Annotated in this window: 17 protein-coding genes; 9 read left to right on the forward strand and 8 right to left on the reverse strand. The window is 32.4% G+C overall.

Annotated elements, in window-relative coordinates; all coding sequences use genetic code 11:
* Window positions 1-60: 60 nt before the first annotated feature.
* Window positions 61-1,554 (forward strand): MocR-like pyridoxine biosynthesis transcription factor PdxR, encoded by a 1,494-nt coding sequence (gene pdxR, locus C7447_RS12965; RefSeq protein ID WP_148870943.1) that lies wholly within the window; start codon window positions 61-63, stop codon window positions 1,552-1,554.
* Here pdxR and C7447_RS12970 read toward each other — a convergent pair.
* The 4 genes from C7447_RS12970 to C7447_RS12985 all read right to left on the reverse strand — a co-directional run bounded on the left by C7447_RS12970 (window position 1,529) and on the right by C7447_RS12985 (window position 6,454).
* Window positions 1,529-2,392 carry an RluA family pseudouridine synthase gene (locus tag C7447_RS12970; protein WP_148870944.1) on the reverse strand — a complete coding sequence of 288 codons (864 nt, stop codon included), beginning with the start codon at window positions 2,390-2,392 and terminating at the stop codon, window positions 1,529-1,531. The genes pdxR and C7447_RS12970 overlap by 26 nt on opposite strands.
* A complete protein-coding gene (ggt, locus tag C7447_RS12975) occupies window positions 2,392-4,077 on the reverse strand; it encodes a gamma-glutamyltransferase (RefSeq protein ID WP_148870945.1) in 1,686 nt (561 codons plus the stop codon). The genes C7447_RS12970 and ggt overlap by 1 nt, the downstream gene beginning before the upstream one ends.
* Before the next feature lie 11 nt (window positions 4,078-4,088).
* Window positions 4,089-4,673, reverse strand: coding sequence for an acyl carrier protein phosphodiesterase (locus tag C7447_RS12980; protein WP_246143075.1), 585 nt, complete (start codon window positions 4,671-4,673; stop codon window positions 4,089-4,091).
* 320 nt (window positions 4,674-4,993) lie between these two features.
* Window positions 4,994-6,454, reverse strand: a complete 1,461-nt coding sequence (locus C7447_RS12985; RefSeq protein ID WP_148870946.1) for an aminoacyl-histidine dipeptidase — start codon at window positions 6,452-6,454, stop codon at window positions 4,994-4,996.
* A 68-nt stretch (window positions 6,455-6,522) separates the two neighbouring features.
* On the opposite strand from C7447_RS12985, the gene recR reads away from it, so the two are divergent.
* Window positions 6,523-7,140, forward strand: a complete 618-nt coding sequence (recR, locus tag C7447_RS12990; protein WP_148870947.1) for a recombination mediator RecR — start codon at window positions 6,523-6,525, stop codon at window positions 7,138-7,140.
* Between the two features lie 512 nt (window positions 7,141-7,652).
* Here the strand turns inward: recR and C7447_RS12995 are convergent.
* The 4 genes from C7447_RS12995 to C7447_RS13010 form a co-directional block, all read right to left on the reverse strand.
* On the reverse strand, window positions 7,653-8,240 hold the full coding sequence (locus C7447_RS12995; RefSeq protein WP_148870948.1) for a CopD family protein: 588 nt from the start codon (window positions 8,238-8,240) through the stop codon (window positions 7,653-7,655).
* Between the two features lie 66 nt (window positions 8,241-8,306).
* The gene (hemH, locus tag C7447_RS13000) at window positions 8,307-9,329 is read right to left on the reverse strand and encodes a ferrochelatase (protein WP_148870949.1); all 1,023 of its coding nucleotides are present in this window, start codon (window positions 9,327-9,329) and stop codon (window positions 8,307-8,309) included.
* A 50-nt stretch (window positions 9,330-9,379) separates the two neighbouring features.
* On the reverse strand, window positions 9,380-9,913 hold the full coding sequence (locus C7447_RS13005) for a TrmH family RNA methyltransferase (RefSeq protein WP_148870950.1): 534 nt from the start codon (window positions 9,911-9,913) through the stop codon (window positions 9,380-9,382).
* Complete coding sequence (locus C7447_RS13010) at window positions 9,914-10,798, reverse strand: helix-turn-helix transcriptional regulator (protein WP_148870951.1); 885 nt, start codon at window positions 10,796-10,798, stop codon at window positions 9,914-9,916.
* Window positions 10,799-11,008: 210 nt separating this feature from the next.
* Here C7447_RS13010 and hemA point away from each other — a divergent pair, with 210 nt between their 5' ends.
* The 7 genes from hemA (at window position 11,009) to C7447_RS13045 (ending at window position 18,735) form a co-directional block, all read left to right on the forward strand.
* Window positions 11,009-12,271: a glutamyl-tRNA reductase gene (gene hemA / locus C7447_RS13015; RefSeq protein ID WP_148870952.1), complete on the forward strand. Its 1,263-nt coding sequence runs from the start codon at window positions 11,009-11,011 to the stop codon at window positions 12,269-12,271.
* Window positions 12,255-13,838, forward strand: coding sequence for a hydroxymethylbilane synthase (gene hemC, locus C7447_RS13020; RefSeq protein ID WP_148870953.1), 1,584 nt, complete (start codon window positions 12,255-12,257; stop codon window positions 13,836-13,838). Before hemA ends, hemC begins: the two co-directional genes overlap by 17 nt.
* Window positions 13,839-13,842: 4 nt before the next feature.
* Entirely contained in the window at window positions 13,843-14,808 is a 966-nt protein-coding gene (gene hemB, locus C7447_RS13025; RefSeq protein WP_148870954.1) for a porphobilinogen synthase, read from the forward strand.
* A 91-nt stretch (window positions 14,809-14,899) separates the two neighbouring features.
* Window positions 14,900-16,189 (forward strand): glutamate-1-semialdehyde 2,1-aminomutase, encoded by a 1,290-nt coding sequence (gene hemL / locus C7447_RS13030; protein WP_148870955.1) that lies wholly within the window; start codon window positions 14,900-14,902, stop codon window positions 16,187-16,189.
* Between the two features lie 91 nt (window positions 16,190-16,280).
* Entirely contained in the window at window positions 16,281-17,306 is a 1,026-nt protein-coding gene (gene hemE / locus C7447_RS13035) for a uroporphyrinogen decarboxylase (protein ID WP_148870956.1), read from the forward strand.
* 19 nt (window positions 17,307-17,325) lie between these two features.
* The gene (locus tag C7447_RS13040) at window positions 17,326-17,925 is read left to right on the forward strand and encodes a TlpA family protein disulfide reductase (protein WP_148870957.1); all 600 of its coding nucleotides are present in this window, start codon (window positions 17,326-17,328) and stop codon (window positions 17,923-17,925) included.
* A gap of 63 nt (window positions 17,926-17,988) precedes the next feature.
* Complete coding sequence (locus C7447_RS13045) at window positions 17,989-18,735, forward strand: EI24 domain-containing protein (RefSeq protein WP_148870958.1); 747 nt, start codon at window positions 17,989-17,991, stop codon at window positions 18,733-18,735.
* Window positions 18,736-18,746: the final 11 nt, after the last annotated feature.

Raw genomic sequence — 18,746 nt, forward strand, 5'->3', positions numbered from 1 at the left:
AAATATACTATCTTTATGGACTATTATTTTAATCCAGAATAAAAATAAAAAGGAGTCCAGATGTTTCCGTATAAAACCAGTTTTTTATTAAATAAAAGTGAAAAGCAACCTTTGTATTTACAATTGGCAAATCAATTTATCAAGTATATAAAAGAAGGGAAATTACCTTCAGGAACAAAACTGGTTGGAAGTAGAACGCTATCAGAAATGCTAAACCTGCATAGAAAAACGGTAGTCGCTTGTTATGAAGAATTAGTTTTACAAGGTTGGGCAGAAAGTATACCTAAAAAAGGGACTTTTATACATTCTAGTTTGCCAATGCTGCATCAACAAAAGTTTATTGATGAACTTCCGAAGGAAAACAAAAAAGATATCGGATTTGCATTTTATACTGATGAAGTTTTAGGTGATGTATATTCAAATCCAAAAGAGGATTGGATGTACATTAACGATGGAATTTCCGATACTCGATTAACTCCAACCGATGAAATTGCTCGTATTTACAGAAGAATTGCAGGGAGAAAATCAATTCATAAACATTTATCTTACGGAAGCACTTTTGGGAATGAGACTTTACGAGACGTACTGGTTGATTACCTGAATAAAACGAGAGGGTTAAATATTTTAAAGGAGAATTTATTAATTACCCGAGGTAGCCAGATGGGAATTTATTTATCTTCTCAAATATTATTAAAAGAGGGTGATAAAATTGCTATTGGAGAAACGAACTACGCTTCGTCAACGATTACTTTTCAACATCATAAAGCAACAGTTATAACTGTCTCTGTAGATGAAAATGGAATTGATACAAACGAGGTTGAAGCATTATGTAAAAAACATCAAATTAAAGCATTATATATAACCTCGCATCACCATCATCCAACAACGGTTACGCTTTCTGCTGAAAGAAGGATCCATTTACTAAACCTAGCTAAGAAGTACAATTTTGCGATTATTGAAGATGATTACGACTATGATTTTAATTACAATCATGCGCCTATTTTACCACTAGCCAGTCATGATGTACATGGAAATGTAATTTACATTGGTTCGGTATGTAAAACGGTGGCTCCTGTATTTAGAATTGGTTACTTAATTGCGCCAAAAAAGTTTATTAACGAGGCCTCTAAACTTCGTAGGATCATTGATAGGCAAGGAGATGCTTTGTTAGAACTTACGTTTGCAGAGTTTGTAAAGTCGGGTGATTTAGATAGGCATATTCGTAAAGTGATGAAGATTTATAAAACGCGCAGAGATTTGTTTTGTGATTTATTACAACAAGAATGTGGAAATTTTTTTCAGTTTAAAATTCCGAAAGGAGGAATGGCAGTTTGGGTAAAATTGAAAGAAAAATATTCTTGGAAAAAAATCAATAAAGTAGCTCATAAATACAACTTATCAATTCCGAATGTAGAAAGATATGATACATTTGATGTTGGACATAATTCTATACGAATAGGATTTGCAAGCTATAATGAAGAAGAAATTTATGAGTTGATTTATAGATTAAAACAAACGATGACCGAACTCATAATGAAGGAAAAATTTTCCTAAATTTCTTTGGAAGTTCTTTAGTAATTGAAATCTTTTCTTTTGTAAACGGGTGTGTGAATTCTAAATGAGATGCATGTAAATACAACCCTTTTCCTTTTAAAATCAAATTTTCAATAAAGTAGTCTTGATCTCCTAAAATAGGGTTTTCAATAGAAAATAAATGTCTTCTTAATTGATGTTTTCTTCCTGTTTTTGGTTGTAATTTCACTAGGTTTAAAGAACCAAAACGTTTTGAGAAAACGCTTTGCAAAACTTCATATTCTGTAAAAGCCTCTTTGTTTTCAACAGGAAGATTTATTTCTCCATTCCGTTCCATTTTACCGATGGAAATCGCATGATATGTTTTTTGAATTTCTTTGTTTTCGAATAATTTATTTAGAGCTAAAATACACGAGTTTGTTTTTCCTACTAATAATAAACCACTGGTAGGATAGTCTAAGCGATGTACAGGTCTTGGGCGAACAGTATCAAATTTTGTACTTTTAGTTAGGTTTTGAGTCAAAGCATTATCAATCGTAGCGAAAGAATTTCCGCTAACTAATATTCCTGCAGGTTTGTAAACAATGGCTAAATAGTCATCTTCAAAAAGAACCTCTAGAGGAAAAATAAATTGTTTTTTTTCTAAATTATTATCGAGCTTGAATAATTCAATAATTTCACCTCCTTTAATGTATAAAGCAGTTGAGGCTATTTTACCATTAACAAAAACGAGTTGTTTTTTGATTGCTTTTTTTAGTCCAGATTTAGTAGGCAGAGTTTTAAATATTCCAACTCCATATTCTTGTAACCGGATAGTTTTTTTTAGTATAGGAACTTTATGTTTTTCGGATAAAATCATTAAAACCCCACCGCTGTATCATCTCCACGATGGTCAGCGCCACCTTCTAATTTTCCATCTGGTAGTACTAAAATAGCGTCTACTTTTCCAATAACAAGAGAATTGGTTTCATCTATAGCATATCCTAGTTTTTCAAGTTTGTTTTTTACTTTAATGCCAAATCCTATAGGTTCCATTTTAATAATATCGGGTAACCATTGATGATGAAAACGTGGTTGATTTACGGCCTCTTGCATTCCCATTTTAAATTCATGAACATTTAAAATAGTTTGTAGAACAGAAGTGATGATAGTAGAACCTCCAGGAGTTCCTACAACCATAAATAATTTTCCGTTTTTTTCAACAATTGTAGGTGTCATAGAACTTAACATTCTTTTCTCTGGAGAAATTTCATTTGCTTTAGCACCCACTAAACCAAACATATTAGGTTCACCTGGTTTGCTACTAAAATCATCCATTTCATTATTCAAAAAGAAACCAAGTTCAGAGCAATATAATTTAGAACCATAGGCGCCATTAATAGTGGTGGTAACAGAAACAGCATTGCCAAATTGATCTACAATAGAGTAGTGAGTAGTTTCGTCACTTTCTATCATTTCAATAGTCCCGTGAGAAACATCTTTTGAAGAAGTAGGTTTTTCGAAAGAAAAATCATTCATTCTCAGTTTTGCATAATTTTTACTAATAAGCGTGTCTAAAGGAATATTCACAAAATCAGGATCACCTAAAAAGTGACTTCTATCAGCATACGCTCTACGTTCTGCTTCTGTAATAACTTGTATGTATTTTAATGAATTATGTTGATATGTGTCTAAATCATACGATTCAATCGCGTTCATAATTTGTGCTAAACATACGCCTCCACTAGAGGGTGGAGACATAGAAATAATTCGTAAATCATCGTATTGAAACGTAATTGGTGTTCTCCATTTAGCTTCGTATTTTGCTAAATCCTCTTCCGTAATAATTCCTCCATTTTCTTGAATGAAATTGGCTAATTTTTTTGCTGTTTCACCTTTGTAAAACTCATCACGACCATTTTTTTGAATTTGAGTAAGTGTTTCCGCTAAAGGAGCATATTTAATCGTATCGTTCTCTTTCCAGTGTTTGTCAAAAATAATAGATTCATTGTTCGCTTCTAAAAATTTAGGTTGATACTCTTTAATTCTAGCTTCTTGTTTTTTGGTAACAATCACTCCGTGTTTCGCTAAATCGATAACAGGTTGTAAAATTTCTTCAATAGGTAATGAACCAAGTTTTTTATGAGCTTCAAAAACTCCTGCCACCGTACCAGGAACTCCGACTGCCATTGCGCCTATGGTACTTTTTCCTTCAATTACATTACCAAGAGAATCTAGATACATGTCTTTATGAGCAGCTAATGGGGCTTTTTCCCGATAATCTAACGCGCCAATTTCACCGTCATTTTTTCTATATATCATAAATCCACCACCGCCAATATTACCTGCATATGGGTAAGCAACTGCTAAAGCAAGTTCAGTAGCAACCATAGCATCAAAAGCATTTCCACCTTTTTTAAGAATATCTGATCCAATTTTTGAAGCTTCTTCACGAGCAGAAACTACCATCGCTTTTTGTGTAATTACACCAATTTCAGGTTTAGGTTTTTTACAAAAAACAAGTAGTAACGTAAAACTTAACAAAAAAAGTTGGCGTAGTTTCATATTTAATGGGATTATAGTTTTTGTAATTCTGAGTTAGTAAACATACATAATTCTTTGAAAAAATTTGAAAAATCTGTTTCTAATTCTTTATTATACAGTTGTAGGTCTTCAAGAGCTAAATGCATTTGTGATTTACCTTGGGTACGTCGGTTCATTCCGTTTAATACTTGCTGAATACTGTCTAAAAATTGATAATTATACAACAAGTCGTACTTTATCATATAAGGAAGAAATTCTAGCGTTTTCTTCGGAAGAATTTCTTTATTATTTGTTAGAAGGCGATAAACTGCTTGTGCGTAAATATCTAATGGGATTTGAGAGTAGTTGCCCCAATTTTTAGCGAGAAAATAATCGTAAAAAATATCGATGATTACCCCATCGTAATGTCCGTAGCGCTCGTGTAAACGACGTTTGCTTTTACGTACAATTTTATGTGTATCGGTAAATGTATCTATTTGTCGATGTAATATAATTCCCTGCTGAATTTCTTCTGAATAATGTTTGAATTTATTTCCGCGAACATGATCAGCAATAAAGTTGCCAATCATAATTTGAGTATTGTTTTGAGATAAGTATAAATGTGCGAGGAAATTCATTGGCTAAATGTAAGTTTTTATTTCTTATCACTATTGATGCCTTCAATTATTTTTGTGATAGGTAAAATTTGTAATAAAGAAGTTAAAGCTTTGTTGACTTCTTTCATTTTATTTATAGGCATTATCCAATAAATAACAAGGATCAAAATAAAAGTCGCGCAAAAAGTTAAAATAGCTATTTCCATTACGTTGTATAATTTTATTATTACAGGTATAAAATTATAGAACTATTTTGGTTAAATTTTTTTAAACAGCTATTGATTCTTATTATTATATTTTGTATGAAAATGAAAAAAATCCGCATTTTAATGCGGATTTTTTTACTTTTTCGGAATATTTTTTAGAATCTCCAATAAGAACTTCCAGTATTTTTGAGTGGATGAAATTTGAGCACGTTCATCAGGAGAGTGTGCTCCACGAATATTTGGTCCGAAAGAAACCATATCCATTTTTGGGTAATTCTGACCTAGAATTCCGCATTCTAAACCTGCGTGACATGCAGCAACGTTTGGTTGCTCTTTATATAGATCTATATATAAATTGGTGACTAATTTTAAAATTTCTGAATTTACATTTGGTAACCAACCAGGGTAGGTGCCTGAAAACTCAACATTTAATCCGGCTAACTCGAATACAGAGCGTAAAGAATTCGCTAAATCCCACTTGTTAGTTTCAGAAGAAGAACGCGTTAAACATCCTACTTTGATATTTCCGTCTTTTACAATAATACGAGCTATGTTGTTAGAGGTTTCTACCAACCCTTCAATATCCGGACTCATTCTGTAAACACCATTTAATGCTGCGTAAATAGATTTAATAAACCCTTCTTGAACACCTAAGTCCATTATCTTTTTAGGTAACTCAACTTCTTTTAATTCAATTGTTAAATTAGGTTCTAATGTAGCAAACTCAGCTTTTATATTATTGATTAGTTCGTTTAATTCAAAAAAGAAAGGTTCTTTTGAAACAGTGTCAATTACCACAGTTGCAAAACTTTCACGAGGAATGGCGTTACGTAAACTTCCACCGTTTATTTCAGCAATACGTAATCCGAAGTTGGTAAAACCATCAAATAACAAACGATTCATAATTTTATTAGCGTTTCCTAATCCTTTATGAATATCCATTCCAGAATGTCCGCCATTTAACCCTGTAACTGAAAGCTCGAACGAAGTTGTGTTTTCTGGAGTGGTTTCTTCAGAATAAGTTCTTGTGGCAGTAATATCTACACCCCCAGCACATCCCATTCCTATTTCGTCATCTTCTTCAGTGTCTAGATTTAATAAGATTTCACCTTGTAAAAGACCTCCTTCTAGTCCCATTGCACCTGTCATTCCTGTTTCTTCATCAATGGTAAATAAAGCTTCTATAGCAGGATGAGGAATGTTGTCCGAAGATAAAACAGTCATAATTGACGCAACACCTAAACCGTTGTCGGCACCTAATGTAGTTCCTTCTGCTTTTACCCAATCACCGTCTACAAACATTTTAATTCCTTCTTTATCGAAATCAAAAACAGTATCGGCATTTTTTTGATGCACCATATCTAAATGTGATTGCAATACGACAGTTTTTCTGTTTTCCATACCAGCAGTTGCTGGTTTACGGATGATAACGTTACCTACTTTGTCAACAACAGTTTCAAGGTTTAGGTTTTTACCAAAATCGACCATAAACTGAATAACGCGTTCTTCTTTTTTAGACGGACGAGGAACCGCGTTTAAATCTGCAAAGTGGTTCCAAACAGCTTTAGGTTCCAAGTTTCTTATTTCTGAATTCATTGAAGTGTAGTTTAATTTTTGATGATTCAAAGGTACATTATTATGTAGTAAAATTGTAATTTCGCCGTATGGATTTTTCTTCAAAATTATTAGAAAACGCAGTAAATGAGGTGAGCAGATTACCGGGTATTGGTAAACGAACAGCATTGCGTTTGGTGTTACATTTATTAAAGCAACCTACAGAAAATACAAAGTATTTAACTGAAGCTTTATCGCTATTACGAAATGAAGTAAAGGCATGCAAGAAATGTTATAATATTTCAGATACTGTTTTGTGTGATATCTGCGCAAATCCAAATAGAAATGAAGAGATTGTGTGTGTGGTAGAAGATATTCGAGATGTAATGGCGATAGAAAACACAGGTCAGTTTAGAGGATTGTATCATGTGTTAGGAGGGAAAATTTCTCCGATTGAAGGTGTTGGTCCACAAAACTTACAAATTGAACCTTTGGTTGAAAAAGTAAAAGAAGGAGAGGTAAAAGAATTGATTTTTGCTTTAAGTTCTACGATGGAAGGTGATACGACCAACTTTTATATTTACAAACAAATAGAAAAATATGATATAACTACATCTACCATTGCACGAGGAATCTCGGTAGGAGATGAATTAGAATATGCGGATGAGGTTACTCTTGGACGTAGCATTGTAAATAGAATCCCTTTTGAACAATCGATTAAGGGGTAGTAGTCTAGTTGTTAACAATTAAAAAATCAATTGTTTATAAAAAAACAACACAAAACCAATATAAAACTCTGATGGCATACATAAAGAATAAATTTAGTTATTTATATTTGTGTTGTTGTTACAATGTAACAAATAAAAAAGCCGGTTGCTGGAACAACCGACCTGAATGAAAAGTGAAGATTGAGTTTTTAGCTTTACACAAATGAAATGTAATCTAATTCTATTCTTCTCTACATTTTTTGATAGAGACTTACTTCACTACAAGTTGAGTATGTCAAACTCATTCTAAAACAGCTAATGAGACTGTCTTCGAACCTTGCTCTTGATATTTCAAAGATAAGTCTTATTAGTTTTATTAAAAATAGCTAGTTATTCACAAACTCCTATTAGTTTTTAACAAAAAAGTGTTAGTGTCTATGGTTTTGTTAAAACTTTTGATTTTAAAATATTTAAAATCAATAATTTAAAATAATTATTTTTCTCTGGTAGTGAACTTCACTGAGTTTCTTAGGTTATGATTGTTTTTCATCCTCCTCCATCAATTTCTTTTCAAACTTATCCCAACTTTTTTTAGCGCGTACTTTTTTATATAAGCGAACGCTCATCATTAGTAAGATGGAAACTAAAAAAATACCAATAACACCCCAAATCCAATTGATAGCGTTTTTTAAAACTACTAAAAATACTATGGCAAAAAGGATAATCGTAGCAACTTCGTTCCAAATTCTAAGTTTTAAAGAGTTGTATTTAACTTCATTACGTTGTAGTTGTTTGTAGATTGAATGACATGCACCGTGATAAAAATAAAGAGCTAAAACAAAAGCTAATTTTACGTGCATCCATGGCATTTCTAAATACACCGGATTTTTATACAGCATCCAAAAAGCAAAGAAACTGGCTAAAACTGCTGATGGCCATGTAATAATGTACCACAAACGTTTCTCCATTAATTTATATTGTGTTTGAAGAATTTCCTTAGCAGGCTCTTCCTTTTTTTCTGCTTCAGAATGATAAATAAACAAACGCACCATATAAAATAAGCCTGCAAACCAAGTTACTACAAAAATGATGTGTAATGCTTTTATGTATAAAAAATCCATTTTCAGTATTTTTAATTTGTCACCTTGAGCGCAGTCGAAAGGTCTCGACTCTGCTCGACTTGACATTTAATTATTTCTATCAAATTCGTTAATCCATCCTGCTAGCACATCTACCCATTCTGCGTTGTCGTTAATACAAGGAACCATATGGAATTCTTCTCCGCCAGCTTCTAAAAACTCATGCTTGCCTTCCATAGCAATTTCCTCTAAAGTTTCTAAACAATCGGAAACAAAGGCAGGAGTAACTACCGCTAGTTTTTTAACACCTTCTTGTTCTGCTTTTTTTACTAAAGTTCTGTCAGTATAAGGTTGTAACCAAGGATCTACTCCTAAACGTGACTGAAAAGACGTTGATACTTGACTTTCATTTAAACCAAGTTCATTCATTACATTTTTAGTGGTTTGATAACATTGTTGGCGATAACAGAATTCATGTGCTTTTGAAGGAGTATTACAACAGCTTCCATCTATTTTACAATGCGACTTTGTAATGTCTGATTTGTAAATATGACGCTCTGGAACTCCGTGATATGAAAACAAAATTTCATCATATTCCTTGTCAGCTAAATAATCTTTGATAGAATTAGACAATGCTTTTATATATTCTGGTTTGTTGTAAAAAGCAGGGATATCTGTAATTTTCATATCAGGAAAATGTTGCTTGCGTAATTTTTCAGCCAAAACAACAATCGTTTCTGTAGTTGCCATAGCAAATTGAGGATACAACGGAACTAACAAAACATCTTTTACGCCTTTATCATATAATTCTTGTAATCTGGTTTTAATAGATGGTTTTCCGTAACGCATTGCTAAGGCAACGGGTAATTCGGTTTTAGCTTGAACTTTAGCTTGCAATCTTTCAGAAAGAACAATTAAAGGGGAACCTTCTTTCCACCAAATTTTTTTGTAGGCTGCGGCAGACTTTTTTGGTCGAGTATTTAAAATAATTCCTTTTACAATAAAGGTTCTTAACCATAAAGGAACGTCAATTACACGTTCGTCCATTAAAAATTCACCTAAATATTTTTTTACATCTTTTGGATCTGTACTATCAGGTGATCCTAAATTGACTAATAAAACTCCTTTCATATTTTTCGTTTTGTCATTTCGGGTGTAACGAAGCAATCTTTATGAAGAGATTACTTCACTTCGTTCGTAGTGACGGTTTTTCGTTCTTTTAATTGATTTGTGGTTTCGTATAAAGCAATCGCTAAACTATGAATTACATTTATACTTGAGTTTCGTCCATACATTGGAATAGCAACAGTTGCATCTAGTAAGTGGGTGTTTTCTATACCGCGTCTTTCGCTTCCCAAAAGTAATACGATTTTATGATGATTTGTAAAATCAAAATCTTGAATATCGATACTTTCATCAGTAACTTCTATACCAATAATTGTGTTTCCTTCTTTTTTTAATTGATGAATGAGTTGTTCAAAATCTTGATACCTGTCAAAATCAATTTGATTAATGGTGTTACGAGCAGTACGTTGTACACTACGGTTGTCTATTGAAGGAGAACTTTCGTGTAAATATATTTTTTCAACGCCAAAACTTTCCGAAATTCGAAAACACATACCAATATTTTCGGGTGTTCTAATCGCATCACATACAATAGTGATAGGATACGTTTGTTGATTATTGGTTATTTCTTCGTGGTGTAATTGCTTCATTTAGTTGTTTAATGAAAGTACATATTGTTTAGGTGTCGTTCCAAATTTCTTTTTAAACGCTGCAATAAAGTGACTAGCGGTACTATACCCAATTTGTAAGCCAACCTCATTAACATTATACTGATTGCTTTCTAATAATTTACGAGCGTGTTCCATTTTATAATCGAATAAAAAACTATAAACAGTATCTCCGTAAATTTGTTTAAACCCTTCTTTTAATTTTTTTAGATTGATGCCTACCTCATTTGATAGTTCCTGTAGCGTAGGAGGTTCTGCCATACGAGCAATAACAATGTCTTTGGCAGTTCTTATTTTTGTTACTTCTCGTTCATCAACTAAAAACGGACAGTATTCGCCAGAAATTGTTTCGTCTTTTTGAAAATGTAAACTTAGTAACTCATAAATTTTTCCTTTAATATATAAGTCTTTAATAGAGCTGTTAATGTTTGCATTTATAATTTGTTGCAAAACAATTAAAACAGTTGGTTTTATAATACTGTCGTCATAATATTTTTTATTACTATTATTTTCACTCAAAAAAGGGATGTATCCAGCTTCTTTAGAAAACAGTGCATGAAATTTTTTAATAGAAACTAATAAAGAAATTAATGTGGTTTTGGGTCTTATTTCTAGATTTATTGGCAACTTTTGTTGTGGATTATATAATAAAATAGAATGCTCATCTAAAACATCGAAAGTATAGCTGCCATTGTTAAAATGAAACTTACAATTCCCTCTAAGGCAAAAATGTAGTTGAATAAATGTACTGTCGATATCACGCTCAAAACGTTTGGTTTCATCACTATTATTTTGAAATTCAAGTAATAAAAAGTCGTTTTCTAAATTGGTTTCGTTAAAAGTACTTTCGGCGTTGTTTTCTAACATATTTTTAAATCGATTTAAAATCGTTTTTATTTAGAACGATTCTATATAAAATAATCTTTAGTAGTTGATTTTACTACAAAAATACGTGATTTATATGATAAATATCAGAAAATAAATCAAAAAACAATATTCGACATTTTAAGTTCTTTTGGCGATACTTTTATCTAATGGAAGTTTCTACTTTTGTCGAGATTATATGACAATTACTAAATGTTTACTGAAAACACGAACTTTTACAATATTGGTGTAAGCTACGTTAAAGCAGATGCGCATACTCGAGGTAAATTTTCTTTATCTAAAGAGAATCAAATCTTACTTTTAAAAGAGGCAAAAGAACAAGGTTTTAACGGAATCTTTGTTTTGTCTACTTGCAATAGAACAGAAATTATTGGTTTTGCAGATCATCCTTTTCAATTGATAAGCATGTTGTGTAAATTTTCAGGAGGATCTGTAGAAGAGTTTGCTAGAGTATCGAACGTATATAAAAACCAAGAAGCTATTCAGCATTTGTTTAGAATGGGAACAGGTTTAGATAGTCAAATTTTAGGAGACTATGAAATCGTAGGTCAATTACGTCAAGCTTTTAAACAAGCTAAAAAACTTGGAACTACGAATGCCTATTTAGAACGTTTGTTAAATGCAATTATGCAAGCTAGTAAGCGTGTTAAAAATGAAACCAAGCTAAGTTCTGGCACAACTTCAGTATCGTATGCAGCCGTTCAGTATATTATCAAAAACTTGTTCGATTATAATAGCAAAAACATTTTAGTATTTGGTTTAGGTAAAATGGGTAAACATACTTGTAAGAACTTAGCAGAGTACACTCAAAATAAAACAGTTTCCTTAATTAATCGTACTGAAGAAAAGGTTGACGAATTTGTAAATGAACATTCAGAAATTAGAAAAGCAAATTTTGCTGATTTAACATCAGAAGTAAGGAATGCAGACGTGTTAGTGGTTTCTACGGGAGCGGATATTCCTACAATTACAGAAGCGCATATTCCGAAAGATAAAGATATTTTGATATTAGATTTATCAATGCCAGAGAACGTTTGTACAGACGTTAAGAAACTTTCGAATGTAACGTTGGTAAATGTAGATGAACTTTCTAAAATAACAGATGAAACTTTAGCGGTTCGTAAACAAGAAGTTCCATTAGCAGAAGCTATTATAAAAACGCATAAAGATGAATTTAACGAATGGTTAAGTCATCGAAAATTTATTCCAGCTATTAATGCTTTAAAGCAGTCGTTAGAAGCTATTCAACAAGACGAAATTAACTTTCACAAGAAAAAAATAAATAATTTTGATGAGATACAAGCGGAAGCAATCACATCAAGATTTATTCAAAAAATAACTACACAGTTCGTAAAACACTTAAAATCTGAAGAAACATCGGTAAATCAAAGCATTCAGGTAATGACACAAGTGTTCGGTACAACTTTAGATACAATCGATGCAGAAAATAATTAGAATAGGAACACGCGAAAGTCAATTAGCGTTGTGGCAGGCGAATAAGGTTCGTAAACAATTAGAAGAATTAGGGTACGAAACAGAAATTGTTCCTATAACATCTACAGGAGATATCATTTTAGACAAGCCTTTATACGAACTAGGTATAACAGGTATATTTACCAAAAATTTAGACATAGCAATGCTGAATAACGATATTGATATCGCAGTGCATTCTATGAAAGATGTTCCAACGGTTTTGCCAGAAGGAATTGTACAAGCAGCGGTTTTAAAAAGAGCTAATTACAATGATATTTTGTTGTTAAAAGATAACGAAGAGTTTTTTGGTCAGCCCAACGGAGTTATTGCTACAGGTAGTTTACGTCGTAGAGCACAATGGTTAAACCGCTACCCAACTCATAAAGTAGTTGATTTACGAGGAAACGTAAATACACGTTTACAAAAGTTAGAAGATAATGATTGGAACGGAGCTATTTTTGCAGCGGCAGGCTTAGAACGCGTTGGATTACGTCCGGCAGGAGCTTTAAATTTATCTTGGATGTTACCAGCACCTGCACAAGGGGCAATAATGATTACTGCATTAGAAGAAGATGAGTTTATTAAACAAGCTTGTGCTAAGTTAAACGATGCAGATACAGAGTTGTGTACAACTATTGAACGTGAATTTTTACATAAATTAGAAGGAGGTTGTACTGCACCTATCGGAGCTTTAGCATATATCAACGAAGTTGAAAAAGAAGTAATATTTAAAGGCGTTTTATTAAGTAGAGACGGAAGCAAAAAGCTTGAAGTTGCCAGGAAAGTTCCTTTAGGAAGGCATAAATATATCGCAAACGATTGTGCTAACTCTATTATTGATAAGGGAGGTAAATTGATAATGATGGAAGATCAAGGTATTGAAAAAGAATTTTCAGTATTCTCAACCAAAAAATTATCAGAAGTACAAAAGAAGTTATTACCCACAACTGTAAGTGTTGAAGATAGTGATTTTATTAAAATTCGTTTTAATAGAATTGCCCCAAAAGTGGTGAAAAATGAAATTGAAAATGTAATTATTACGAGTAAAAATGGTGTAGAATCATTACTACACAGTTTTTCTGCAATGGAATTACAGTTCAAAAATATATTTTGTGTTGGTAGAAGAACTAAAAAGCTTATCGAACAAAGAATAGGTAAGGTTACACATTCTGAAAAGAATGCTGAAAAATTAGCTGAATATTTATCAGGAAATATAAAAGGAGGGGTTACTTATTTTTGTAGCGATTTACGTTTAGATACTTTACCTAAAGTACTTAAAGAAAACGGAATTACAGTTAACGAAGTAGAAGCCTATAAAACGACTTATAGTTCATCAAATGTAGATGAAAAAGTAAAGGGAGTCTTGTTTTACAGTCCTTCTACGGTAGAGAGCTATATAGAGAAAAATAGTGTAGATAAAGTTGCTTTTTGTATTGGAGAAAGTACAGCAAATGAAGCAAGAAAGCATTTTAAAAATGTTCAAGTCGCTAAAGTACCAACGGTAGAAAGTGTACTAGAATTGGTGAGTTTACATTTTGTAAAAAAATAAGTTCATGTTTAGAACAAGAAGACTACGAAAAACAGAAGGTATTCGAAGATTAGTTAGAGAAAATAAGCTAACGGTTGATGATTTTATATATCCTTTATTTATAGAAGAAGGAGAAAATATTGAAACAGAAATTGTTTCAATGCCAGGAATTAAACGTTTTTCACTAGATAAAATTTCAAAAGAATTAGATGAAGTTGTTGAGTTAAACATTCCAGCTGTATTATTATTCGGAATTCCTTCAAAGAAAGATGATGAAGGGACAGAAACGTGGAATGATAACGGAATTATGCAACAAGCAATCCGATTTATCAAGAAGAATTATCCGAGTTTATATGTGATTACCGATGTGTGTTTTTGTGAATACACAAGTCATGGACATTGTGGGATTATTCACGATAACGATGTAGATAACGATGCTACATTGGTAAATTTAGCGAAACAAGTTGTTTCTCATGCGAGAGCAGGTGTAGATATGGTGGCGCCATCAGGAATGATGGATGGAACTATAGCAATGATTCGTGAATCTCTAGATAATACAGGTTTTCCTAACTTACCAATTATGGGATATTCAGTGAAATATTCATCAGCTTTTTACGGACCATTTAGAGATGCTGCAGATTCTGCTCCAACATTTGGAGATAGAAGAACCTATCAAATGGATCCAGCCAACCGTGACGAAGGAATGCGTGAGGCAACATTTGATGATCAAGAAGGCGCAGATATTTTAATGGTAAAGCCAGCATTATCGTATTTAGATATTATTAGAGATTTAAAAAATAGTTTTGATCGTCCAATCGCTTGTTATAATGTAAGCGGAGAGTATGCCATGGTTAAAGCAGCTGCCGAAAAAGGTTGGATAGATGGCGAAAAAGTAATGATGGAAAGTTTACTTTCTATGAAGCGTGCTGGTGCTGATATTATTATTACGTATTTCGCAAAAGAGGCGGCTAAGGTTTTAGCTAGAAAGTAAAAAGTGTCATTCCTGCGAAGGCAGGAATCTAAATATATAAAGTAAAAATCACAAGATTCCTGCCTTCGTAGGAATGACAGAAAGGATAAAAATGAATTTCAAAAAATCAGAAAAATTATATAAAAAAGGATTAAAAAATCTTGTTGGAGCGGTAAATTCACCCGTACGTGCATTTGCTTCTGTTGGAGGAAATCCTTTGTTTATAAAAAAAGCAAAAGGAAGTAAAATTATTGATGTTGATGGAAATGAATATGTAGATTTCGTTTTGTCTTACGGACCAATGATTTTAGGACATCGTCATAAAAAAGTACAAAAGGCAGTTACCAAAGCGTTAAAAAATGGATATTCTTTTGGAGCATCTACTGAAAATGAAATCAAATTAGCGAAAATAGTTTGTGATGCTTTTCCAGGAATGGACAAAGTTCGTTTTGTAAACTCTGGTACTGAAGCAGTTTTAAGCGGAATTCGTTTAGCACGTGCGTTTACAGGTAAAGACAAAATAATTAAATTTTCTGGTTGTTACCACGGGCATCAAGATGCATTGTTAGTTGCAGCAGGATCTGGTTTAGCAACATTGAGTTTACCAGGAAGTAAAGGAGTGCCAGAAGGAGCAGTAAAAAATACGTTAATAGCGAATTATAATGATATTGAAAGTGTAAAGGCACATTTCGATAAGCACAATGATATTGCTGGTGTAATTATAGAACCAGTAGGAGGAAATATGGGAGTGGTTGTTCCGCAGAATGATTTCTTAAAAGAATTAAAAGAATTAGCACATAAAAATGGAGCCGTTTTAATTGCTGATGAGGTAATGACAGGTTTCCGTTCTAAATTTGGTGGAGCACAAGAATTATTAGGTGTTGAAGCAGATATAACCTGTTTAGGGAAAGTGATTGGAGGAGGATTTCCAGTAGGAGCTTACGGAGCTCGTAACGAAATTATGGAAAACGTTGCGCCATTAGGAGGAATGTATCAAGCAGGAACGCTAAGTGGGAATCCAATTGCTATGGCGGGAGGAATTTCTACGTTAACTGAGTTAAAGAAACAAAATCCGTATGAGCAGTTTGAAGAAACAGCGAGTATTTTAGAGGTAATTTTATTGGAGAAAGCAAAAAAACACGGTGTTGATCTTGTTGTAAATCGATTTGGATCTATGATCAACCCGTTTTTTACAAAAGAAGCAGTAAATAATTTTGCAGATGCTCAAAAATCGGATACCGAAAAATTTGCAGTATTCTTTTGGGAAATGATTAAAAATGGAGTGTTTTTACCACCATCGCAGTTTGAAGCTTGGTTTTTATCATCAGCTTTAACCGAAAAAGATATAGAAAAAACATCAAAAGCCATTGGTAAAGCAATGGAGGCAGTTGCAAAAATGTAATAATAAACTGTCATTACGAGGAAGAATGAAGAAGCAATCTCTTAAAATAAAGATTGCTTTATTTTATTCGGAATGACGTAGAGAATATAAAATGATAAAAAACGATTTATTTTTAAGAGCGTTAAAAGGAGAAACGGTTGATCGCCCACCAGTTTGGATGATGCGTCAAGCAGGAAGATATTTACCTGAATTTATGGAAATTCGTGAAAAATACGATTTCTTTACACGTTGTCGTACTCCTGAGTTAGCTTCAGAAATTACAGTACAACCAATCCGTAGATACGGTATGGATGCTGCTATTTTATTTTCAGATATTTTAGTAATTCCCCAAGCAATGAATATCGAGGTAGAAATGAAACCTAATTTTGGTCCGTATTTACCAAATCCAGTTCGTGATCAAAAAGGAGTAGATAATGTAATTGTACCAGATGTTCATGAGGAATTAGGGTACGTGATGGAAGCAATTAAAGCAACTAAAGAAAAGTTGAATGATGAGATTCCGTTGATTGGTTTTGCAGGATCTCCATGGACGATTTTATGTTATTGTGTACAAGGACAAGGAAGTAAGAATTTTGATAAAGCAAAGAAGTTTTGTTTTACAAATCCAATTGCGGCACACAATTTGTTACAGAAGATTACGGATACAACAATTGCTTATTTAAAAGCAAAAGTTGTAGCGGGTGTAGATGCGGTTCAAGTTTTTGATTCTTGGGGAGGAATGTTGTCTCCAACAGATTATCAAGAATTTTCATGGCAATATATTCAGCAAATTATTGATGCATTGAAAGAAGATGCACCAGTAATTGCTTTTGGAAAAGGATGTTGGTTTGCTTTGCAAGAAATGTCAAAATCGGGAGCTGCTGCATTAGGTGTAGATTGGACGTGTTCGCCACGTAATGCACGTTATTTAACAGGGGGAAATATTACATTACAAGGTAATTTTGATCCAACACGGTTATATTCGTCACCAGCAGAAATTAAAAAAATGGTAAACCAAATGATTAATGATTTTGGTAAAGATAAATATATTGTTAATTTAGGCCACGGAATATTACCAGATATTCCTTTAGAAAATGCAAAGGCTTTTATTGACGCAGTAAAAGAATATAAAGTTTAATATAAATAAAAACTCCCCAATGAAGAGATTATTAACCCTTGTCTTAATCGTTATTTCATCTAGTGTTTTTGCTCAAAAAAAATACTATAATCAAGCAGTAAACAGTTGCTCTGAGAAAACATCAGAAGGATTGATTGATAAGTGTATAAAGGATAGTTACTTGTTAAATTATGACTTTACTACTTTGAATAACGAAGTTGTTAGTACAAAAAAAATAAAAAAATCTATAGTTATTGTAGCTGCGGCAACTTGGTCTGCTCCTTGTTGGGGTGAAGTTCCAACTTTAAATACAATGGTTGAAAAATATCATGATAAAGTTGAATTTATTATGATTTTTTGGGATAAGGAAGCTAAGGTTAAAAAGATGGCAGAAAAGCTTGATAAAAGAATCTTATTGGTTCCTGCAAGAGAAATGGATAAAACAGAAACAGGTAATTTAGATGTTAGTGGATTTGTACATAAGTTAGATTATCCAACAACTTATTTAATTGGAAAGGATAAAAAATTCTTAAATGTTAAAAGAGGAGCAGCTACACCTACAAAAGAAATGAATTGGGATCAAGTAAACGAATTAAATACTAAAAATTTCGAAGAGTTTTTAACACCAGTTTTAAATTAATGAAAAGTAATATAAAAAAGCCTCTTTCTTTATTAGAAAGAGGCTTTTTGTTTTTAGAAAAGTATGGTTCATAATATATTAAAAGGTATTAAAGCATATGTAAATGCTTTAGGTTTAATTTCTCAATTAAAATTATGGAAATATTTTATTATTCCAATTTTAATAAGTGTATTCATTGCAATAACAATTATTGTTTTGGCTTTTGAATTGTCTGATGATATAGGGCATTATGTAGCAAATTTTTGGAAATGGGAATTTGGTAAGCAAACTTTCGAAGTAATAAGTTCTTTTTTAAGCGGACTTTTAATTGTTGCTATAGGGTTGATACTCTACAAACATATTGTTATGGCATTGTCTGCACCATTTATGAGTCCCGTTTCAGAAAAAATAGAAGATTATCTTAGAGGAGAAAATCATCAACATAGAACAACCTCTTTTGCCGAACAGTTAATTAGAGGTGTAAGGATTAATGTTAGAAATCTTACTAAAGAATTGATGCTAACGATTCCTATTTTATTATTGAGTGTCATTCCTGTTATTGGTGTTTTTTCATCTGTATTACTCTTTTTAGTCCAAGCTTATTATGCAGGTTTTGGAAATATGGATTATACACTTGAACGTCATTTTAAGTATAAAGAGAGTGTTAATTTTGTAAAGAAACATAGAGGAGTAGCTATTGGTAATGGAATTATTTTTATGTTACTTTTATTAATTCCTGTAGTAGGAATTATTTTGGTTTTACCACTTTCGGTAACTGCAGCAACGACCCAAACAATTAAAGAAATTCAAGGAAAAGAATTACCCAAATAACTATTTTTGTA

It is taken from the genome of Tenacibaculum adriaticum (genome assembly GCF_008124875.1).
In the GTDB taxonomy this organism is placed as follows: Bacteria; Bacteroidota; Bacteroidia; order Flavobacteriales; family Flavobacteriaceae; genus Polaribacter; species Polaribacter adriaticus.